At 53.0% G+C, this 21,445-nt stretch carries 17 protein-coding genes, 1 pseudogene and 2 CRISPR repeat arrays (1 of these 20 running past the window's edge); of the genes and pseudogenes, 11 read left to right on the top strand and 7 right to left on the bottom strand.

The window, feature by feature from the left end; all coding sequences use genetic code 11:
- Positions 1-59: 59 nt before the first annotated feature.
- Positions 60-1,030: direct repeats of the CRISPR family, unit length 36 nt; unit sequence GTGCTCAACGCCTTACGGCAATCAGAGGAAAATCAC.
- Between the two features lie 2 nt (positions 1,031-1,032).
- The 6 genes and pseudogenes from ACVWZ1_RS06825 to cas6 form a co-directional block, all read right to left on the bottom strand.
- Positions 1,033-1,302 (bottom strand): annotated as a pseudogene (locus ACVWZ1_RS06825) (CRISPR-associated protein Cas4); the annotation flags it as partial.
- Between the two features lie 187 nt (positions 1,303-1,489).
- Positions 1,490-2,089 carry a type I-MYXAN CRISPR-associated protein Cas5/Cmx5/DevS gene (gene cas5 / locus ACVWZ1_RS06820; RefSeq protein ID WP_414352070.1) on the bottom strand — a complete coding sequence of 200 codons (600 nt, stop codon included), beginning with the start codon at positions 2,087-2,089 and terminating at the stop codon, positions 1,490-1,492.
- Positions 2,086-3,006 (bottom strand): type I-B CRISPR-associated protein Cas7/Cst2/DevR, encoded by a 921-nt coding sequence (gene cas7i, locus ACVWZ1_RS06815; protein WP_457502927.1) that lies wholly within the window; start codon positions 3,004-3,006, stop codon positions 2,086-2,088. Before cas7i ends, cas5 begins: the two co-directional genes overlap by 4 nt.
- A 91-nt stretch (positions 3,007-3,097) precedes the next feature.
- The gene (cas8a1, locus tag ACVWZ1_RS06810; protein ID WP_457502926.1) at positions 3,098-4,657 is read right to left on the bottom strand and encodes a type I-MYXAN CRISPR-associated Cas8a1/Cmx1; all 1,560 of its coding nucleotides are present in this window, start codon (positions 4,655-4,657) and stop codon (positions 3,098-3,100) included.
- Positions 4,654-6,801, bottom strand: a complete 2,148-nt coding sequence (gene cas3, locus ACVWZ1_RS06805; protein ID WP_457502924.1) for a CRISPR-associated helicase Cas3' — start codon at positions 6,799-6,801, stop codon at positions 4,654-4,656. Before cas3 ends, cas8a1 begins: the two co-directional genes overlap by 4 nt.
- A 282-nt stretch (positions 6,802-7,083) precedes the next feature.
- Entirely contained in the window at positions 7,084-7,713 is a 630-nt protein-coding gene (gene cas6, locus ACVWZ1_RS06800) for a type I-MYXAN CRISPR-associated protein Cas6/Cmx6 (RefSeq protein ID WP_414341825.1), read from the bottom strand.
- Between the two features lie 382 nt (positions 7,714-8,095).
- On the opposite strand from cas6, the gene ACVWZ1_RS06795 reads away from it, so the two are divergent.
- Positions 8,096-8,656, top strand: coding sequence for a formylmethanofuran dehydrogenase subunit E family protein (locus ACVWZ1_RS06795; protein WP_457502923.1), 561 nt, complete (start codon positions 8,096-8,098; stop codon positions 8,654-8,656).
- 119 nt (positions 8,657-8,775) lie between these two features.
- Here ACVWZ1_RS06795 and ACVWZ1_RS06790 read toward each other — a convergent pair whose 3' ends face one another.
- Complete coding sequence (locus ACVWZ1_RS06790; RefSeq protein ID WP_457502922.1) at positions 8,776-9,525, bottom strand: Uma2 family endonuclease; 750 nt, start codon at positions 9,523-9,525, stop codon at positions 8,776-8,778.
- Between the two features lie 166 nt (positions 9,526-9,691).
- Between ACVWZ1_RS06790 and csx2 the strand changes: the two genes are divergently transcribed.
- From csx2 to cas2, 10 genes are all read left to right on the top strand, one after another.
- Positions 9,692-11,026, top strand: a complete 1,335-nt coding sequence (gene csx2 / locus ACVWZ1_RS06785) for a TIGR02221 family CRISPR-associated protein (protein ID WP_457502921.1) — start codon at positions 9,692-9,694, stop codon at positions 11,024-11,026.
- A gap of 145 nt (positions 11,027-11,171) precedes the next feature.
- The gene (cas10, locus tag ACVWZ1_RS06780) at positions 11,172-14,147 is read left to right on the top strand and encodes a type III-B CRISPR-associated protein Cas10/Cmr2 (RefSeq protein WP_457502920.1); all 2,976 of its coding nucleotides are present in this window, start codon (positions 11,172-11,174) and stop codon (positions 14,145-14,147) included.
- On the top strand, positions 14,144-15,283 hold the full coding sequence (locus tag ACVWZ1_RS06775; protein ID WP_457502919.1) for a type III-B CRISPR module-associated protein Cmr3: 1,140 nt from the start codon (positions 14,144-14,146) through the stop codon (positions 15,281-15,283). Before cas10 ends, ACVWZ1_RS06775 begins: the two co-directional genes overlap by 4 nt.
- A 50-nt stretch (positions 15,284-15,333) precedes the next feature.
- Positions 15,334-16,104: a type III-B CRISPR module RAMP protein Cmr4 gene (cmr4, locus tag ACVWZ1_RS06770; RefSeq protein ID WP_457502918.1), complete on the top strand. Its 771-nt coding sequence runs from the start codon at positions 15,334-15,336 to the stop codon at positions 16,102-16,104.
- A 24-nt stretch (positions 16,105-16,128) separates the two neighbouring features.
- Complete coding sequence (locus ACVWZ1_RS06765) at positions 16,129-16,521, top strand: hypothetical protein (RefSeq protein ID WP_457502917.1); 393 nt, start codon at positions 16,129-16,131, stop codon at positions 16,519-16,521.
- Positions 16,521-17,162 carry a Uma2 family endonuclease gene (locus ACVWZ1_RS06760; RefSeq protein ID WP_457502916.1) on the top strand — a complete coding sequence of 214 codons (642 nt, stop codon included), beginning with the start codon at positions 16,521-16,523 and terminating at the stop codon, positions 17,160-17,162. The genes ACVWZ1_RS06765 and ACVWZ1_RS06760 overlap by 1 nt, the downstream gene beginning before the upstream one ends.
- Before the next feature lie 30 nt (positions 17,163-17,192).
- Positions 17,193-19,172 (top strand): RAMP superfamily CRISPR-associated protein, encoded by a 1,980-nt coding sequence (locus ACVWZ1_RS06755; protein WP_457502914.1) that lies wholly within the window; start codon positions 17,193-17,195, stop codon positions 19,170-19,172.
- Positions 19,173-19,201: 29 nt separating this feature from the next.
- Positions 19,202-19,501 carry a CRISPR-associated protein Csx18 gene (gene csx18, locus ACVWZ1_RS06750; RefSeq protein WP_414406322.1) on the top strand — a complete coding sequence of 100 codons (300 nt, stop codon included), beginning with the start codon at positions 19,202-19,204 and terminating at the stop codon, positions 19,499-19,501.
- Positions 19,501-20,490 carry a CRISPR-associated endonuclease Cas1 gene (gene cas1, locus ACVWZ1_RS06745; protein WP_414329661.1) on the top strand — a complete coding sequence of 330 codons (990 nt, stop codon included), beginning with the start codon at positions 19,501-19,503 and terminating at the stop codon, positions 20,488-20,490. Before csx18 ends, cas1 begins: the two co-directional genes overlap by 1 nt.
- Positions 20,490-20,768: a CRISPR-associated endonuclease Cas2 gene (gene cas2, locus ACVWZ1_RS06740; protein WP_414329659.1), complete on the top strand. Its 279-nt coding sequence runs from the start codon at positions 20,490-20,492 to the stop codon at positions 20,766-20,768. Before cas1 ends, cas2 begins: the two co-directional genes overlap by 1 nt.
- A 251-nt stretch (positions 20,769-21,019) precedes the next feature.
- Positions 21,020-21,445: a CRISPR direct-repeat array (repeat unit 36 nt; unit sequence GTTCCCCCTTCGGGGGGATCCCTAGAAATTGGAAAC) (it continues 10,339 nt past the right edge of the window).

Genomic DNA, 21,445 nt, shown 5'->3' with positions numbered 1-21,445 from the left:
CTTACGGCAATCAGAGGAAAATCACGTGGGCCCGTCGCATCTTCCCCTGTAGGCCCATCGTGCTCAACGCCTTACGGCAATCAGAGGAAAATCACTGCCCAGTCCGCGAGCTCCGCGCCACGATCCAGCAGTGCTCAACGCCTTACGGCAATCAGAGGAAAATCACGTGGGCCCGTCGCATCTTCCCCTGTAGGCCCATCGTGCTCAACGCCTTACGGCAATCAGAGGAAAATCACACAGGGCCTCATCCGGCGTTCTAAGGGCCTGGTTTACCGTGCTCAACGCCTTACGGCAATCAGAGGAAAATCACAACCGGGGCATGATCGTGTTCTCGCGCAGGGTCATGTGCTCAACGCCTTACGGCAATCAGAGGAAAATCACAGTGGTTAAATAGGGACACCGACCTGCTCCTCTATTTGCGTGCTCAACGCCTTACGGCAATCAGAGGAAAATCACCGGCCTCGCCCACGGGATCCACCCGCCCCGCCTCGATGTGCTCAACGCCTTACGGCAATCAGAGGAAAATCACGCCGGGAGTGGTTGCTCGAGATAACTGGTCAGGTGGTGCTCAACGCCTTACGGCAATCAGAGGAAAATCACCATCTAGGCCGTAGTGGAGGCAGATTCTACCATCGTAGTGCTCAACGCCTTACGGCAATCAGAGGAAAATCACCAACTTGAATATCTCACTGACCTCAGCCCTTCAGAGTGCTCAACGCCTTACGGCAATCAGAGGAAAATCACGCAGTTAGATCAAGCGTCAGGCCTCACTCTACTGCGTGCTCAACGCCTTACGGCAATCAGAGGAAAATCACCCCGTTTGCCCCCCGACTGGAGCAGTTCCTGGATCCGTGCTCAACGCCTTACGGCAATCAGAGGAAAATCACGCTCTTTCTGCAGGGCACTCTTAAGACCCGCCAGATGTGCTCAACGCCTTACGGCAATCAGAGGAAAATCACGTGTATAGAATAAGGGTACATGCTTGCAAAGGGCTGTGCTCAACGCCTTACGGCAATCAGAGGAAAATCACATCTGTCCATCACGAGTGCGCAAAGCATCCACTCTTCCCCGCAAGCCCAGTTCTTCGCTTTCTAGAAATAGATCCTCCCACTCTTCTCCCTCTTGCTTTTCCAGCTCTGTGTGTAACCGCCGACCGGCAAAAATAGCTGCGTTTTCCGTATAGAGCTCCTCGACCTCCTCTAGATAAAATAGTCGTGGGCGGTAGGCCAATGCGTGCAGTGCTGAAACACGAATCAAATCTGAATCTATCTGTGCGGGGAAATCGATTAGTGATACCGGCATAATCTGATACTCCGAAATATGAAAATATAGAGTTCTTCAGCAATCTTAGAACAGCTTTCTCTTTGAGTGGAGATAAAACTCAGACTCCGCACAAGATCTTCTCCCGGCAGGGTTACTAAGCTGTTCAGAAACAAGCTTTCGACTTAGGGTTGACAAGTCTGGAACTAAAGCTTGGAATTCTCACGGCTTAGTTTGGGCAAATTTCCGTCCAGGCTAACTCCGGCACATCATCACCTTCAAGAGTTCGGAGTGAGTATCTTCGCCAGCGAGTATCCCGCGATCCCACGTGATCAACCCAATACGGCAAGGTCAGGATCCCATCCTCATCTTGAATTAGCCATCTTCCCCCTGAAGGGACTTTCTGAATTGGTCTTACCGAGTTAACTAAGTCACGACTCTCTCCTAGGCTTAGTCCCCCAGATCGGTCAATCAATTCAGGGTTTTCAAAGGCTCTTTCTAGGTCATGAGCAAGGGATCCATTGACCAAAACTGCGATTTGCACATCGGTCAGCAATTGTTGGTAGTCAGGACGGGCATTGTTTGGATGCTGAATATCTTTTGTCTTAAAACGACGAAGGGTACGGATCACTGTAGAAAGCTGGGGTTGGCTCAGGAGAGCAATTGCCAGTTGGGATCCGCAATATCGATGCCGATCCCATTCTCCCAGCAAGGAAAGCAACATTCCATAAACAGTAGCCGGTGGCGGCACCGGATAAGTTTCGGCAAACTCCCTGGCCCAAGATTGACGGAAACAGGCGATAGGCACCTCAACCTGGAGCTGAATCATGCTGCCTCCTCACAAGAAATTTGCTGCCTAATCAAGCTGATAAGTTGATCAACTGTTGACTTAATGCCTGGACTTACATGAGCACCCAACTGGGCTAGCTTCTCCCCGTCCTCAGTTTCGGCAGCGGCTCCTGCCAGCCATAGCTCTTGAGGATCTATATCCCCCACTTGCACTCGACGCACTAAGTCCGGCATGCTGATTTCTCCATCAGAGTTTTCTTCAAAACAGTAGAGCAGGCGTGGCGAAAAGTCGTGTGTCCAGCGCAGGACTATGCTATCCGGTGAAAAGTCATAGAGAAAGCGAGAGTGATTGCCGGCTACTTCCCCCAACGAAACCAGTCCGTTTAACACTTCGATTACTCGGTCTTGCCGGTGGAGCCGAGCAGGAGTCATTGCAAAGCCGTACTGATAGCGAGTAGCATGAACCTCCGTTCCGTAGAGAGAAGTGGATCCCTTCTGGCCACTTTTCGCGTTGAAGGTTACATCTCCGCTGTAGGGTCGAGTAGAAACTGCCCGAGTTACTTCCAAAACACCTCGCCGAGCAGTGGTAGTGCCCTTTGGTAACTTCTCTCCCTTCTTCCTGGATGAGTTTTCGTCTGAGGCATCTACTTTAGCCCCTTCCGCACGCATAAAGCCTAGGACATCATCATCGATATACTGCTCGGGATCAAAGTTAGGCGCTTGCCACTCGTTGTCGTTGGTTTGATCATTCCAACGTCGGTTAACTTCGCAGCCATTCCCTGAGACCTGCCAATAGTAACGCAGGGCCCAACGGATTGCTTCAGCAGAGACGGTAGTGTGCACCTCATTTTTCCAGAGGATCTTTTGCAGGGTAGTGATGTTGCCGTCATTCTCACCGCGGTTGTTGGCAGCGGTGCCGTAGCTGGTCAAGATGTTGCCAAACAGGTGCAAAGTCATAATCTTCCTCCAAGCTAATTCTTCAAACTGAACTGTTAAGTCGTTGCTACGTCAACTTTTCACTTGACTTGCTGACTCTTGCTTTACACTTTTAGTCCTCCTCCAGCTCGGCGGGTGCAATCAAGTCAACATCATCCTCATCAAGCTCATCCTGAGATTCTTCCTGCCGCTCTTTGCCTTTATAGCTGGCCAACGCTAGAAGAGCTAAGTCTCGCGCTTTTTTCCATTCCTTGGAATCCATAACTAAATTCATCAAGTCATCCCAATGCTCTTGCAGTGTCGGTATTCTTCCAGCCCGCGCCCAAAAGCTAGTAATAAACTCACGGAAGCTTTCCGCGTTTTTGCATCGAGTCAGCCCAGTGCGAATACGTATATTTTCTCTGTCGAAGTTAGTAAACTCTCCCCTATCCTGGGTTTTCTGAGATAACCGACCATAGGTAAAGCGAATGGCTTCATGACAAGCCTGAACAAACCAGCGCTCTCTGTCATCCATTTCCGTTTTCATGACCATTTCGTTTAGACCTCCGCGCTCGTAACATAGCTGCTTAAACTGCTCGTTGCTATTAACCTGCTCTGCAAATCCGGCATACCAAGAGTAACCCCTTGCCAGATTTTCAGCAATCATCTCACGAGCAAAACTTGTTGCAATGAAACTGCCTTCCTCTGCTTTTGCCTTGACGACAACTCGATCTGGTAACACTGCTCTGCAGATCTGGTAGTTTTTACAGACGCGATATTCTGCTTCTACAGTAAGTAGATCTGTGCGAGATTTTTGTTGGCTCGACCACGGAACAACACCTAGAGTTAGAACCTGACATCGTTTTACCTTAAATTCCCTAGCAGATTCTGCAATCCCTTGGTACGTCAAAAACCTAAGCCCAGCATCTCCCAAACTCGAAGCATGAAAATCCTGGTAGGCTGCATAACGAAGCTGGGGATCTTGCCGGTAGCTTGCATAGACCTCCATATCGGTAATCTCGGGAACTACCAGGGCATATTGAGCTTTCTGATCTCGCAGCCGCGAGCGAAGTATGTAGTAGCAGCAAGAAACAGGAGCGTAGAGAAGTATAAAGGCCATCTCTGGAGACTCTTCAAAGCTTGTATCCGAGGGAAATGCATTGTGGCGAACGACTGCACCAGGATTAAGCCAGCCAGCAATGCTAATTGGCTGCTTAAGCCAATTACCGTTTTTATCACACAGATTTTTGGCAAATTCCTGATGGACGTAGCTTTCTAAAGCTTTATACTTGATAATGACAGGTGGATGATCCTCATCAATCTCTAAAGATTGAGTTTGCTCGCCAATAACTTTACGGGTTTTGGCATGTTGTAGAAATGTTCCCAGGATTCCTTGATGGATGACTGCCTGGGAGTCTTTTCGCATCGACTTACTGTCAATCCCTCGCAGTGCGATTAACCCATTGTCAAGCTGGAAGGACTCTTTGAGCAACCAATCAATCACTTCAAAGTCATTCCCTTCCCAGAACAGTTGAACTTGTCGTGGCGTCAACTCCCAACTTAGTGACCCTGGGCGCTTTTCTGGTGGAATTTCCTGCTCCAGCTGCTTGAGAGTCATCCATAGTCCGGCTAAGCCCGCTCGATGTAGCAGGGTTAATCCGGGGTGTCCTAGGTGCAACTTTAATTCGCTCATGGTGTGCCAACTTCCTCGCTGTAGGTGATATATCCAGGCTCTGTGATGAAATAAAACCCGCGTCGTTGCCAATTCCACCACTCTGTCTTTTTATCTGGGATCCGAATTGGAATTGACCAGGCTTGAGCTTCTTGTAGAAAAGCTTGCATTCTCGATAGCTTTTGGCCCTTATCTAGAGCTTTCTTCTGTCTGACTTCAGCAGCCTTCCAAATAGCGTCTTGATCTTCTGCCAGAAGCACTGTTATCGTGTAGCCGGCCTCTCGCAGGGAACTTGGATAAGTGCACCAGTTTTGATCAAGCCATGCTGACTTCACCCTGGCAGGCTCTTCCCGGCTGAGCTGAGAGATGATATCAGCCAGGTCTCGCTGGGAAATATACTCAAGTTCTCTAAGCTGTTCAAGCAGCTGCCGGCCAGTTTCTAATTCTGCTGCGCCATAGGGGAGGTGTTCGTTCCATTCGTAGAAAAGAGCTACACGGGATCCCTCCTGCTCGCTTTTCATTCTTCGATTGAGGCGACCTAGTCGCTGAATTAAAGATGTCGCTGGAGCCATAGCAGAGATAAGCAAGTCTGCACTTAAATCTAAGGACATTTCACAAACCTGTGTAGTAACAGCGAGAACAGGCCCTGGTTGACCAAAAGCGTTAATAATCTGCTCATGCTTTCTAAGTCTATCTTTATAACGAAATCGACTGTGATAAATTAAAACTTTGGCTTCAATGTCTTTTAGCTTCTTCTGAGCCTCTCGATAAATGTTAATGCAACTGGCAACTGAATTGGTTACCCACAATACCTTTTGGTTCTCTTGAACTGCCTTAGTAACTTCTGACCAAATGGATTCGGAATTGATGGGATCCTCCTTTGGTTGAATTTCTCGTATTTGATAGCGCTTCAGCTCTTCTAGCTCTTGAGGCCCTTCAATGGGATCCCCAATAGGTTCACCCAACTCACTTATCACCCGTTTAATCGCCTCAAGTCGCCCTGGGGTGAAGCTGGCGCTCATCAGTAGGATAGGTGCGCCTCGAAAAGCCTGCAAAAATTTTAGCAAAGCGCCAAACATCTGACTATCATAGGCGTGAACCTCATCAAAGACAAAGGCAGATTGAACTAGAGCTGGCCAAGAAAATAGTGGTCTTCTATTGTTCTGGATTAACCCTAAAATAGAGTCTACAGTGCAGATAACCAGTTTCTTTCTCCATACTTGCAACGCTGCCAAACGAAACGAAGCACCCTCATCCTCTTCGCCTTCGCCGGTCAATAAAAGTTCTCGATCCAAATCTGCTCGTGAGTGCATCAGTGTCTTTTCTATTGGGGATCCCTCGGCATAGTCCAGGTAACCCTGAGTAGCTGTCCCGGTGGTCGGATAGCCAAAAAACAGTCGCCTTCCCACTGCCCACCTTTTTGCCCAAGCGTAGGCTCCCAAGGTCTTGCCTGTACCACAGCCTGCCTTGACCAGTGTTACTCGATGAGTGGCAGCAGCCATTTGCTCTTGGAAGGGACGCAGGGAGTTTTTTCCTAGTTTCTGGGTAATCAGTTGCTCTAATTCACTTTCTTGGAGAGCTAAACTCAAGGTATTAGAAACCCAGCTTTGCAAGTTTTCTCCCTCCACTGGCAAGACCGATCCTGCTAAATCTGCAGCAATTACTGTTGCCTTAGCAGCCGCTATTAATATCTGTCTCTCAAAGCTAAAATTTTGAGCAAAGTCTCGAAACTGATCTACCAATGCACGCAAGTGCTGTTCCAGTTGGTCTCTTTCCCAACTTGCTGAGGGTACACTTGGAATCTCTGATGGTAGCCCTAGTCTCTGCGATCCGAGCCTCAACACAGATTGAAAGTCTGGATGGCCAGTATAAACGTAAATCTCAGATCCTGAGCCATCAGACAACTCCGTAATTTTGTGAGATTTTTTGCCCTGAGAATTCACTCCCGCTTTGAGGTGATGTCCAATTGCTGTCCAGGCAGCTAAGAGGAGCTCCTCTTCAGTAAATGCTTTCTGTAGCCACTCTCGAAATGCACTGACCTGTAAAGCAAGTATGCCACTTAAAAACTCGTGTCGGATAAGTTGCCTTCTGTTATGACTTCCCCAACTCTTTTCAAGCTTTGCTTTCGAGTTAGTGTCTAGGATCGACGACTTGAGATAAACCATCTCTTGAAAATGTTGATTGCCTTACCCCAATCATGTAAGTAAGCTCCCAGCTTGACAACAGATTCTAGACAACTTGAGTTCTCCAACCTTAGCTGCTGCTGGATGGTCTCTCCTAGGCAACCCAAAAGGACTTCAGCTGCCGATAGCACAGCCGAAACATGACCTGTAAGTTTAGCGGCACGCTTCGCCTGAGCGTACTCCTCTCTGGATTGGCACTCGGCATTCCATTGTGCTAAGGATTTAGCCAATAGAAACTTAAACTTAAACATTGCAGATCCATCCTCACCTGCACGGCAAAAAGAATCCACAACCCATGCGCCGCCGGCCACCTAGCCCTACCTGCTGGAGGCGAATTGAGTCTTCTTCCTGTAGGTTCTCTACTAAGGTTGAGAAACCTACAATCGTATGCCCTTTAATTCTCAAGGTCTTGCGCAAGGGTTTCCCAGTTTTATCTTGCAGTACTGATACCCGGCCTGAGATCTTAAGCTTCTCTAACTGGTCTTGGGCAGCTTGCACAAATGGATCTGGCTCGGTGTAGCCCTTGATTGTAACAATTCGGGCTTTTAGGGAAGTGCTTGGTTTGAGAGTAAAAATCCTGGGGATCCCTAGCTGTACTTCGTGAGATCCAATCTTCAATTGCTTGCCGGCTAGCTTGTACACCTCCGGCACTGCTTCCATGGGCAGCCGAATTCTAATGTGGGAGTGCGGAGTCAGTAAGATTTTGCCTCGTCTGTCTCCAATTCCCGCTGTTGTCAAAATCCCGATGTGAGGGTTTCGGTGCAGTGTTGGTACTTGGTGGCATAGCGCCGCGAGTAGAGCGTACCCGTGATCTGCTGGGAGGGTAGTTCCTCGCACGGGCAGGCATAGGTCCACTACGGGAGCTTCGTAAGGGACATGTGTTGGGTTTGCCATTGAAGCTTCAGCAGTCATTGAGTGGCTCATCACACAACTGCCACGTGAAGCATATTTAAGAAATGCTAGTGAACACAGCTCGCTTCTGTCAAGCAGCGCGCGGCGCCCCAGGGCGATCAGTGGAAAGGGCAGTCAGGGGTGCTAAGGCCTGCTGCCAGCAGCAAGGCACTTTCGACCACAGCAGCCACGTGAAAGTGCTCAACGCCCAGGGGCTTACCTCTGACAATACCATTGGTCTTAGCCCTCTTCAGCCAGGAGGTGATTTTCGGAAGAGTTCCCAGAAGAGGGCTGGATCCCCTACCCCCGCATAGACAGGCTCAAAAGTGGGGCCTAGGATAGGCTAACCCATCTCCACTTTTCAGCCCTCTCTACTGCACTGCCTATGAAGTTGTCACTTGTTGCCAAGCCACGGCAGCTTTCCCTTCTGCTGGTTGCCCTTCAGCTAGCTCTGGGAGCACCAGCGACAGCTCATCCAATCACCAGTTCTGCAACGGACTCGACGGCGGCGGCCATTCAGCGAGTAACGGAAATTCATGGCGGAGCTGGGCCTTGGGCCGTGGTCGGCTATCGCATGGGGATGCGCGCTCTGCAGGAGCTGGGCTTGATGAGTCCAACTCCCCACACTTCTAGGAACCGTTTTCTGGTGGAGGTCATTCACGAGTCGCCGGCAGAGATCCCGTTCGTGTGCATTGTGGATGGCTTGCATGCTGCAACAGGAGCCAGTTTGGGCAAGTTGAACTTGAAGCTGGTGGAGGTCGAATCTCTTGAAAAAATGCGCAGCGTGGTCATCCACCGAGAGACCGGCAAGCGGGTGGAGTTTCAAGTTTTGCCCGAGTTTATTGACAAATACCGGAACTTGCCCCCGGAACAACTGGCGGCTGCAGGGCAGGAAGTTCTTCAACTGGCCGATGAGAAGCTTTTCCGTCTCGCCATTAGCCCATAGCAGGGAATATCGCTTCGGGATCCCTTCGGCATTCCTGAGCCAATCAGCTCCAGACCCGAGCGGGTGGCCACCTCTGCCGGATGCTCTCTTTTGATTATCGTGGGCTCGCTAGGTACCCCCTAAGGGATCCGGGCTTGAGCGAATATATCTTGAGGGATCACCTTTAGACCCGGCAGGAAATCATCTTGAATGGCTTGAGATCCCGTAAAGGTGCGCGGCGGGGCATCGGGATAGAAGACGGTGATGCTCTTGGCTTGGGGATCCACAACCCAAACCCTGGGGATCCCAGCTTCTAGATAATCGGTTGCCTTCTGAGCTATGGCTCCAAAACTCTGGCCAGGAGAAAGGATCTCGATCACCAACTCGGGAATGGCAAAACAAGGCTCATCGGTCATGGCCTCAACTGGCAACCGCTCGTTAGAGATGTAAGTAACATCAGGAACTGGGATCCAGGGCTCTGCCTTTCGTGTTGAAACAACTGCCCACTCAGTATGTGCTGACCCAGGCTTAGGACACTCAGGGCTAGAGCACCAGTCCTCCAAAATTTGCCACAACACCGGTTGGAGACGAGCATGGAAGCGCTTTGGCGACATGGGTTCGTTTTTGGAGACGGCCCGCCCATCGACTAGCTCATAGACAATATCCCCCTCCGGCAAGGCCAGAAACTGTTCGGGAGTTAGCTTTTGACCTGAAATGGACAACTCTGGAGTCGATAGCATCACAGGATCCCCGTTGTTTAGGATGGCCGAATCTCTGTCTAGGCTAGCTCTGACATCCCCCACCTTCACCGTTTTGAAACAGTTGTCGAGCAGGGATCCAAATCCAGCGGCAAGATGGCTCCACTCAATTTTGGGGGTAGAGATCCCCATCTTTCTGGCACCGGCTGAGCAGAGGATGCCACTTTTCGGGAGAGGATAGAGCAACATTCAACCCAGAACCCTCTCCAGGCAACTTGAGAAGGGGGGGCTTCCAAGCTGCAGTAGCTTGAAGATGCCCGTGCTTCAATGCTTGAAAGCCGTCATCGAGAGGATCCCTATGGCTAATACCCTTTTGACCACTCTAGGCACCAGCCCCTACAGCGAGACGGTGTATGTTTTTGGGGAGCGGAAAGCCGATAGAACCCGTTATGTTGCCAAAGCCCTCTGTCAGCTCTTTGACATCGAGAGGGTGATTGTGCTGCTAACCCAAGAAGCACATGACACCCATTGGAAGCATCTACAGGACTGCCTACCCCCCCACGTGGAGAAAATTGCCAAGGCCATTCCTGAAGGGAAAACCGAGGCAGAGACCTGGGAGATCTTCGATGTGCTGGTCGATAGCATCAAGCCCCATACGCGGCTGGTTTTCGATATCACCCACGCCTTTCGCTCCATCCCCGTACTGGTGCTCTTGGGAGCTGCCCTTTTGCGCAAGGCCAAAAATGTAGAGATTCAGGGTCTCTACTATGGTCTGTACCGCTCTGGCCAAGCGGAAACCCCCATTATCGATCTCACCCCCGCCCTTCGTCTTTTGGATTGGCTGACAGCTACCGACAAATTCATCAGCACCGGCTCGGCCTTGGAGTTGGGCCAACTTTTGGATACAGTTCAACGGGACTTTTACCGCCAACCAAAGCTCGGCAAAAGGGATCCCAAGCCCATCCGGCTGCAGAACTTTGGCCAAGCCATCCGCAATATCTCTCGTTCCCTGGAGCTGGTAAGACCGGTCAGCCTTTTGGAGGATGACTTGCTTAGGTTGCAAAGGCACTCCACCCAGGAGTTGGCAGAAGAGGTGGGCCAATTTGCCAAGCCTTTTGGTCTGCTGCTGCGAAGCATTCAGGATAGCTACAGCCAACTGGCTTTGCCAGCAGACAGAGCTACGGATGCCAAGGCTCAAGTTCAAAAGCAATTTCAACTGCTGCGCTGGTATGTGGAGAAACGCTTCACCACGCAGGCAATTCTCTTAGCTCGGGAGTGGGTGATCTCGGCCCTCTGCTTGTGTGAGGGGCTGCCCAACTACCGCCAGCGGGAAGCGCGGCAGGAGATCGAACACCAACTGGGATCCCTCATTCCGCGGAAAGACCAGCCCCTTGGAGATCCCCCTGCGACTGGCGAATCGGGCCGATCCCTCATCCCACGGGAAGACCAGCCCCAGGCGCTTCCTCCTATTACCACCCATGTGCCCGACGCCAAGCAGCTTGCCGATCTCTGGTCTCGCCTCAGCCAGTACCGCAACGATGTTGCCCATGTGCAGATGAATCTAGACCCTTTGAACAGCGAAGCTCTAGAAAGCTTTGTTTTGCAAGACCTGCTGCCTGGCCTGGAAGAGCTGTTTCCCAAATTGACCTGGGCAGAAGGGAAGTTGGAAGGGGATCTTTCCACTTCTCCGTAGGCTAAAGACATCGGTTCGCCCTCAGGTTCTGGGTTTTTGGTCAAACAACGGCTATTGAGAAATACTGAAGAAAACTGAGGGCTGGCCGGGATCAGATCGATGTTCGAGGAGTTCCTAACTGTTCTGTTTCTCCAGCGAAAACACCATGTCTTACTACTGGCAAGCTAAGCTCTGGGGTCTGTTACATGATCCCGCCCTCAAAGCCCTACACGACAGGACTGGCCGCTCCAAGGAAGGGCCGTGGACCAGACTGGCGGCGATGCAGGGATGGTCTTCTCCCAAAGCCGAGGGATCCTCTCCCATAGGCGATGCCGATCTCATCGCCTCGGCCAGCGACCGCGCGGCCATTGGCCATTTGCCCATAGCCATCAACTATCAAGTTGAGGATCGCAACTTGGGTCTTGGACTAGAAATGAGCCACTTGCTCTCCGGGCGCAAGCGCTTTTGGCAATTGGCCGATGACCAACACCAAGCCCTCAAGGATGCCCGCTCCCGTGCAGACTACCTGATGGAACGGGAGGAGAGCGCCATCCCCGATTGGGTTTGGCAAGAGGAGGATCCCCAAAAAGTGTTTTGGTGGTTTTGGCGGTGCTTTCCCCAGGCCATTTGTCAGAAGTTTGGGGATGAGAGCTTGCTGCTATTGCCGGCAGAAACCCGGCTTCCAGACGGATCCCTGTGGAGCCACGCCAGCGTCACCGCAGCCCTAGCGGGATGTTTGGCCGGCTACGACGAGCCCACGCGACCCTTTTTGGTGAGCTTTACCTTCAACCCCATCCAAGAGTTGATCAAAGCCAGCCGCAAAATGCGGGACTTCTGGGCTGGCTCCTGGCTGCTGCACTACCTTTCTGCTCGCATAAGTTGGCGACTAGCTGAAAAATACGGTCCCGACTGCCTACTCTACCCCAGCCTCTATGGCCAGCCATTAATCGACTACTGGCTGCGGGAGAAGTACCCCGAATTTGAAGAATGGATCCCTCAGCCTTCGCCTAACGCCCTGCTCACCGCCGGTTTTCCCAACGTGCTCCTGCTGCTGTTGCCGGAAGACCGGGTGCAAGCGGCCATGCAGATGGCGCAGCAGACCCTCAAGGAAGAATGGAAGCAGTTGGCCCAGAAGGTGCTGGATTACCTGCAGGGGGATCGCCGCTGGCTGAGGCAGTTGCACCCAGAGGACCCCACCTGGCAGGGATGGCTGGAGCATCAGTGGCAGCACTACTGGGCAGCCGTGCCCCTGGGATCCCCGGCTCATGCCCTCAAGGATACCGGCATCCTCAAGCCCCCTCAGGTTTCCATTGATGCGGATCCCTGGGTCAGTGCCCAAAACCGCACCCATCACCTAGAGGCCAAGCAAAAGCTCTTTGCTGATGAGGAGCTGGAGTTTCTGCGGGCTAGCTTTTGGGATCCCCAAAGACAACAGCGCCGCCAATACAAGGCCGGACTCAACGTGGGATCTTGGTGGGCAGCCGCAGTGGAGCAAAGTCGGCGGCTACAAGCCGCTTGTAAGCAGGCCCGCGATTGGCAGCTCCCCGTTGCGTTTGGGCCGCGCAGCACCGTTTCGGGCTTGGGGCCGGTGGTGCATCCCTCGCCGCGGCAGGGGTGGATAACAGAAGGGGAGAGTCGGCGGCTTTGGCAACGGCAGGCCGGGCTCTTCGATGGCCGGGAACAGCTCAATGCCACCGAAACCCTCAAGCGGGGCTTGTACAAAGTGCTGCCGGAGCTCTTCCGCGAGCTGGATGAAGACCAGATTGCCGCTTCCTACCCGGATCTCACGGCTGGCGTAGCCGGCTACCTCAAAACCCAAGGGCGACGGGAACGAGAGCACTTCGAGCAGGCCTGTCAGGCAGTGGAGGCCCGCTACCCGGAGGTCAGAGGGGTGCTGCGGGAAATGCGGGGCAAATGGGGGATCCCGTGGGCCGACCAGCAGGAGCTGTGCTACCATCCCCGTCTGCTCAATGCTGGTTGGCTGGTGGAAGACCTGGAGCTGGACGAGGAAACGCAAAGAAGCTACCGGCAGGACATCGAGACGCTTCTAGGCCGCTACTACCCCAGCGTTAACCCCGCCAGTTGGTACGTGCTGGCTGCCGGGGATGGGGACGACATGGGCAAATGGCTCAGGGGCGAGAAGATGAAATCCTACTACGACTATCTGCCTCAACCCCTACAGCGGCTGGCCAACGGGCAAACGGAAGCCATTGGCGAGGTCTTTGGCAAGGACAAGGAGGAGCTGGAGCAAGTCAAAGACGCTTTTCAGAAGTTTGTCAAAAACAGCCGCAAGCGCATGGGGCCTGCCACCCACAGCGCCCTAAGCCGCGCCCTGCTGGATTTTTCCGGCCAGTTGGTGCCCTACCTAACAGAGCAACGCTATGCAGGCAAGCTCATCTACGCCGGTGGGGACGACGTTTTGGCCTACACCAACCTCTGGGAGTGGGATGGCTGGCTGTGGGATATTCGCCAGTGTTTCCGGGGGGGAGAGGATGACTGGCGGGAGTTTGAGAACCTGGGGGACTACTGGCAGTGGAAAAAAGGGCGGCCTCCCGAAGGTTTGAGCCGGCGCCCCCTCTTTACCCTGGGATCTGCAGCCACCATCAGCTTCGGCGTGGTGATTGCCCATCACTCGGTGCCTCTGGCCATTGCCCTGGAAAACCTTTGGCAAGCGGAAGAAGAAGCCAAGGGCCACCTCTATGCCCATGGCTGCCCCAAAGACAGCGTGCAGGTGCGGGTGCTGTTTGCCAATGGCAACCAACTGGTGAGCACCAGCAAGTTCGACACGTTCGACAAGTGGAAAGACCTCCTTGATTTTGACTGGAAGCTCATGGGCCAGCAGCAGGATCAAAGCTCCTTGTTTGAACAAGCGGCCCAGCTTTGGGAGCAACACCCAGCTCCGAGCCTAGAGGCAGTGCGCGAGTGGGCCCGGTTGTTCTGCAGCCGCCGGGATCTCTTCAAACAGGAATCGGAGCAGAAAGAGCACTTCCAGAACAAGCTTGTGGAGTTTATCCAGCATTTTTGGCAGCACAGCCTGCCCGCCCAGCCCCAGGAGTGGGATCTGGAGATCAAAAACTGGTTCAAGTTGGCAGCTTTTGTGCTGCGCAACCGCACCGTTGCTTTGGGGAGGAACAGCCGATGAGTTGGTTTACCCTATCACCCTTGGATGTGTGGATGTTTCGAGATGCCAAGCCCTTTGCCCCGGGAGAGCGGGCCTGGGCCAATAGCAGCTTTCCCCCCAGTGGCCACACCTTGGCCGGGGCTGTTCAAGCCTACCTGGGCCAGCCCTTGACGCTGCGGCTGCGGGGCCCCTTTCTCTGCCATGACGAAAGGCTCTATTTCCCCGCCCCTCTGCATCTGGAAGACGGATCCCCCCTTGTTCCCGTTCCTTGGTTGGACGAGAGGGATCCCTACTTCCATTGCCACTGGGATCCCACCCGGCCAGCCCCCTTGGTTTCCTTGAGGCCAGCAGAGGAGGAACCCGAACGCAGCCAGAGCAGCAAGAAGAAGAAAACAGGAGGCTACCTGCCCTTCGAGGCGGTGCAAAAGGCGCTGGAAGGCAAAGGCTGGGATCTCAGCCAGGCCGTTAAGCCACCGCTGAAGTATGAAGTGCGGCCCCACAACACCCTGCAGGTGAGCAAGCGGCAAGTGCGAGAAGCCGATGGCTACTTTGTGGAGACCTGTATCCGCCTTCAGCCGGGCTGGAGTTTGGCCCTTTCCATCGAGTGCTGGGATCCAGATGGGGAAGCCTGGGATCCCTTGCCCCTGCAGCAAGAAGTGTTTGTGCGGCTGGGGGGAGAAGGCCACGGTGCCTTGCTAGCCCCTTGTCCGAAGTTGCAGGCGCAGTGGCAGCAGTTGCAGGCCCTTTCTCAGGCCGCCTTTTGCCAAGCCGGACGCGCTTTGGCCTACTTAGCGACCCCAGGCGTGTTCATCAAAAAGGTGGACGGGCGTTCCCTCTGCCGTGCCTGGCCGTGGGAATGGCGATTGGCCACTCCCCATCCTGCTCACTCCCTCACCGGCCCCCTGGTGAGCGTGGCCACCGGCAAGCCCGTTCCCATCAACGGCCGCCTGCGGGTAGATCACCCCCAAGAGCCGCGACAGATGAGCCTACCCGCTCCTCAAGTTTTTGCAGCGCCTCCTGGCAGTGTCTACTACCTGGAGCAACCGGCCCCCCTCAACCAAGAAGAGCCGGAGCTGGAAGATGGCCGGCCCAACGTCTTCTATCGCTGGCGGCTTTTGGGCTACAGCGAATTGCTTTGGCTCCGTTGGGCCGACTGAGCGCAGGTGTTTGAAGTTCTGTTTCAGAGTTGATGAAGGAGTGTTTTCCTATGGCTTTTCACGTAGTCTATCTCACCTTGTTGACCCCTCTGCACACTGGCGGCACCACCCAAGAAGGCAACCTCTTGGGCATTGCCCGCGAATCCCACACCCATTTGCCCTACATCCCTTCCAGCACCATTCGGGGCAGGTTGCGGGCCAGCGTGGCCGATAAAGACAAAAAATTTGAGCTCTTTGGCAACGAAATTGGGGAAGGGGATCAGCTTACCCAGGGGTCTATTTGGATTGGAGATGGCTCTTTGCTGTGGATCCCGGTGCCCTCCCTCAGCCACGGGGTGGTGTGGATAAGCTGCCCGCTTCTGCTCAAGCGCTGGCTGCGGCTAACAGGCCAGAATCTGTCAGTGCCGGATCCCTACAGTACGAGCTTGAAGGCCGACCGACCCATTTACCTCAAAGATGCCATTCTCAAAGAAGGTCTCAAACAATGGTCGGAATGGAAGAGCTACACCAAAGACCCCAACATCAGTCGCGTGATCGTTTTACCAGATCAGTATTGTGCCACCCTCATTCAAATGAGCCTGTGGCGGCAGGTGAAAGTCAAGCTTAGCGAGCACAAGGTTGTGGAAGGAGGCTTCCGCTATGAAGAGGCTATTCCTCCCGATAGCTTGATGTACTTTACCTGGGGGGTTACAGCCCAAGCAAATGGCAGTTCTCGACAGACAGCAGAAGAGTTTCAAAAGCTGCTGCAATCTAACCAGATTATGCAGATTGGCGGCCAGGAAAGCTTGGGCCGAGGCTTTGTGGAGCTGTCTTTGAACTAGATCTCAACCTAGGAGGGAGGTTTTATGAATAGCTTTGACCCGCGTACATTGGCCAAGCCCGTTTACGAATCCCTGTGCCAGCTCAGAGCGCAAACCAGGAATCCAGAAAGGCTAAAAGAGCAAAAAAACCAGGCTGTGGAGCTCTACACCTATCTTTCTACTTGGGGCCTGCTGCGCCTCAAGGCCGAAGAAGACGCCCTTAGCCAAGAGGGCAAAAAAGAGGTGGTCAAGGAGTTTTTCGATTGCCTAGAAAAGATCTCCGGTCAAAACGAAATTGCCAAATCCAACGGCCTGGATCGTCTCATGGGGTTGGGAGTTGAAGAGTACCTGGGCTTAACAGGGCTGGGACTTGCTTTGGCACAAGAATTCAGCTTCTGGGCTACAGCCATTTACCATGACATTAGCGGAGGGGAATAATGAGCGTAGCCATTCCAATCCAGTCTATTTCCCTGTGTGAAGGAAGCCAAGTGGTCATCCATTCGCTGACTTGGCAAGACTTTGAGAGCATTTTGGAGGAGTTAGGGGAAGACCGCCACACTCGCGTTGCCTATTACAACGGCACTTTAGAGATTATGTCTCCCTTATCCAAACACGAGCGCCCTCATCGCATTGCCGGCTACATTGTCTCAGCCATTCTCGATTCTCAAGGGAGAGACTGGGAAGACTTTGGCTCAACAACCCTTAAAAAGTCTGGCAGTGCTGGGGTAGAGCCTGACACCTGCTTTTATGTCCATTACCTAGAGCAGGTGCGAGGGTGTGAGGGAAGAATTGATGTTGATCTATTGCCCCCGCCTGATCTGGCCATTGAGTCCGACGTTACTTCCCGGACCTTTATCGATGCCTATAAAGCTATTGGCGTGCCCGAAGTTTGGATCTTGGGTGAGCGAAGTTTACGGATATTTATTCTGCAGGGAGAAGACTACGTAGAATCGAGCTGCAGCCGACTTTTCCCAGACTTCGACATCCCCAGGCTTGTGCCTCAACTCATTCGACGCGCCTTAGAAATTGGCACCAGCGCCATGTTGCGCGAATTTCGGGAAACGCTTCGCAATTCCTAATACTGCTTTCCAGCTTTAGGAGAAGATCAAATGCCTAGCAATCGTCCTGCCAACGCTCCACAACCCCTTCCCCGTCCTGGAAGACCAGGCTCACCTCAGCAAGGGGATCCCAGCCGTCTGCCAAGTTCAGGAAGTCGAGGAGGAGGCCATCCCCCCAATCAGAGAGGGGGGAGTGGTGGTGGAGGGGGCGGCAACCATTCCCAACCTTCTCCTTGGTTAGGACATCCCTCGGATCCCAGTCCTAGGCCGGCTTCCACAGCGAGCTTTATTGAATATCTGCGCTGGATGAGAGCCTATGGGGCTCCTTTCAGGGACGGAACCAAAGTTGATCTGGTGCATCGGGCGGAAGCAGCGGAAGCAAATGCAGACTACAGCTCCCGCTTGCAAGTTCTAAACAATCGCATCAAGCGCATTGCCAATGACACCTTTCAGGTCACCTGTCCCTGGCGAATTCGGGTGGGTGGAGCCAAAGGCCCGGAAAGCATGCTGCTGCCCGCTTTTGATCACTTGGGGATCCCCTACATTCCCAGCTCCACCTTGCGGGGGGTAGCCCGCACCCAGGCTATTCGAGAGTTGATGCGGAAGCACAACCTGTCTTGGGAGGAGGCAGATAAAGCAGTGGCACCCTGGCTTGGGCATCTAGAAGCTGAGGACAAAGATAGTGCTGGCAAGGTGATCTTTTTGGATGCCTACCCTGTGCCGACCAGGACTCAAAAACAAGGGGATCCTGATAACTCCAGGTCGGGAGGCTTGGCTGTTGATATTGCCAATAACGTTTGGAGATGGAATGGCAACAGCTTGGAATATAAAGCAAATCCCAATGTCTTTTTCTCTCTCAAACAGGCCACGTTTTTAATCGGGATCCGCAAAGGCCCAGGCTGCACCGACGAGATGTTAGCCCAAGTGAAAGAATGGCTCATCCGCGGGCTGGAGCAAGGAGTGGGATCCCAGGTTAACACCGGCTATGGGCGACTAATCCTAACTGACCAAACCCCCACCCAATACAAGGGAGAATTCTTGCGGCTGCCTTTTGAGCTGGAGGGTCAGTTGATCCACGGGCGGCAAGTGGTCAACTGGAGACCTGATAAGAACCGGTATGACAACAAATCAATTGCCGAAGTCCGACCGGTAGCCTTTAAGAACATGCTGCGCTACTGGTTTCGAACCTTTGCCCTGGGTGTTTTGCCCGTGAAGCAGGTGCAGGAATGGGAGGGGCAACTTTTTGGGGCCATCACTCCCCAGCAAAAACACGGCTGGATCCACGTGGATCTTTTGAAGGGGCGAGTAACTCAACCGGAGCCGGAACCCAATCAAGCAGGAAAGGGGGAGCCTGCCGGACGGCAAGAAGGGATCCTCATCCTCAGCCTTTCTGAGGAGTGCCAAAACTATGCTTCAAAGGAGAAGCAGGAAGCGGTGCAAAAGCTCTTTCGGAACCTCACGTGGATGATGTTTCATCTGGGAGGTATTGGCCAGGGGGCAAGAAGGCCCTGCTACTCTCGCCAAGACCGCGGTAGAGCTCCTTGGTGGCGTGGCTCTACCCTGATCCCTGAGTCGGAGGATTCATTTTGGGATCTTCCAGAGTCAGTGGCCGAGTTTCAGAAACTTTTCCAACGGCGACTGGTCGACTTCTTTGCGGCTCTCGGGGCCCTCAGCGAGCAGGCTCTTGATCCCAGAAATCCATGCAGCTTTGACCAAGTTGCTAAAGAGAGATGGCCTCAAGCAGTGGACAGAAACTGCCAGATTGTAGTCTGCAGCGGCAAGGAAGAATTCAAAAAGCCTTATGCCTTGGCAATCCTGCATCAATTGGGCCGGCAGGGCGAAGGGCGATACGACAAATTCTTGTGCGGAGGTGTGCAGGGAGATGTCGTGCCCTCGCCTGTTTGGATTGCCAACCTAGATGATTACCAAGTAGTTACCGTTTTTGGGGCAACGGTGGATCCTAGGAAAAGTTATCTTGAACAGCTCAGGAAAAATGCTGATGATTTTGGAATAATCTGGCCCTTGAGGTAGAGATCTTGGAGAATCTCTGGAGGAATAAAATGTCCAAAAAGAGGATCAATGCCAAAGTTCTTAGAAACCTTGTTACAGCTGTGGTCAACGGCTCGATCACGCTGGCCATCCTGCTAATTGCTCCTTTGGGATTGGCAGCCGTGATTACCAATACCATTCTTGTCGCGATTGCCAGCTTCTTTTCGGGCAGTCTGGCCGAGATCGTGATGGATTTCTTGTCAAGTCCTGAAATTGATGTTGAGATTTTACCGGAGCGTGGCCGCTCTAAACCCGGCAATGCCATAGATCAGAGGCGAGGCGCTGAAGATCTGCGTCGTCATGACGAATAATGCGAACTTTATATGTCTCTCAGCAGGGGTGTAGGCTAAGCCTTAAGCAAGAGTTCGTAATGGTCTATTTGGGCGAGTCGCTCTTGCAGGAGGTGCCTCTACCCTTGCTGGAGCAAATTTTAATCTTTGGCCGATCCCAGGTCACCACAGACGTAGTGAGAGCGTGCCTGAGGCGGAATATTCCTATTGCCTATCTCTCCCGGCTAGGCTATTGCTATGGTCGCCTTGTTCCTATAGAGAGGGGGTACCGCCGCTTAGCTCATTTGCAACAAGCGCTCCCTGAAGAATGGCGATTGCAAACGGCAGCCCAGATGGTGCGAGCCAAGCTGCTCAATAGCCGGGTGCTGCTGATGAGGCAGCTCAGGCAACGCCCCACTGAAACAGGGGATCTGACCCTGCGCAGTCTGGAACATTTGGCTGCTCAAGCTCTTGAGGCCAAGTCTCTAGATCAATTGCGGGGCATTGAAGGAGCGGCTGCGGCTCTGTATTTCCCGGAATTGGGAAATTGCCTTCAGCAAAGGGGCTTTGTTTTGCTTAACCGCACTCGACAGCCGCCCACTAACCCGGTTAATGCCATGCTCAGCTTTGGCTACATGGTGCTCTGGAACCATCTATTAACCCTGATTGAGCTGCAAGATTTGGATCCCTATCAGGGTTGCTTGCACGCCAGCAGCGAACGCCATGCTGCTCTGGTTTCGGACTTACTGGAAGAATTTCGGGCGCCTATTGTAGATTCAATAGTCCTCTGGCTGATCAACAAGGGCATTATGAACATCGAAGAAGACTTTGAGTATCGCGATGGTGGCTGTTTTCTAAGTGATAGTGGCAGGAAAAAGTACCTTACAGCTTTCATCCAAAGAATGGAGGGATCCATCCAGACCCCTGACGGAGATCAACCCCGCTGGGATCTGCTAACGCAGCAAGTTAAAAAGTTTAAGCAATCCGTCTATAATCCTCAAGATTTGTACCAGCCCTACCGGATTCGCTGATGTTTCTTTATGTTGTTACCTACGATACTCCCTGCGACAAGCGACGCAAGAAAATTGCCGACCTGCTAGAAGGCTACGGCAAGCGCGTGCAATACAGCGTGTTTGAGTGCGTCCTCGACAAAGACAAGTTCGAGGAGCTCAAACTGCGGCTCCGCAAGAAGATCAAGCCCGAGGAAGACAGCGTCCGCTTCTATCCGCTCACTAGCTATGTCCTCGCCCAGGTGGAAATCTGGGGTGGGCCTGCCCTGACTGCACCCCCCAGCTCGGTCATTGTGTAGCTCAGGCAAGTCTCTTCCTACTTAAGCACTCGGTGTTTCCAAAAGTACACTCAAACGGTATCAACGCCTGCGCGAGCGATCCGCCAAAAGCCGCAAAGGCCGATTCTTTCGTCCGATCCCTCGACGCCTTGCGCCACAAGGCTTTCCGGCCCCAAAGCCCCCTCGCCAGCACCCTTTTTGCCGACTTTTTTCCGGATCCCTCGCAAATGGGTCTTGCATTCCTTGCCCTGCTTGGGTTTAATAGGGGTAGGGTTCCCCCTTCGGGGGGATCCCTAGAAATTGGAAACTTTTTAGAGTAGAAGCGTTCTACTTGTACAGTCAACTAGTTGTTCCCCCTTCGGGGGGATCCCTAGAAATTGGAAACTGTTGGCCTCGATGTTAAGGCCAAGAGCGCCATCATGTTCCCCCTTCGGGGGGATCCCTAGAAATTGGAAACTGCTTGACCGTTTGACCCTCATACAGCCCTTTGTCAGGGCTGGTTCCCCCTTCGGGGGGATCCCTAGAAATTGGAAACGTTGATCATCTGCTCGTCCGCTGGGCAGTTGAATCGCTGCGGCTTGTTCCCCCTTCGGGGGGATCCCTAGAAATTGGAAACGTGCATACGCTCTTGCCAGCCAAATTAGAGCAGCTGGAATTCGGGAAAGTTCCCCCTTCGGGGGGATCCCTAGAAATTGGAA

The sequence above is a fragment of the Thermostichus sp. MS-CIW-25 genome, from assembly GCF_054060015.1.
Note: the sequence above shows the minus strand (reverse complement) of the source record. Positions and strands in the feature narration are given on the sequence as shown.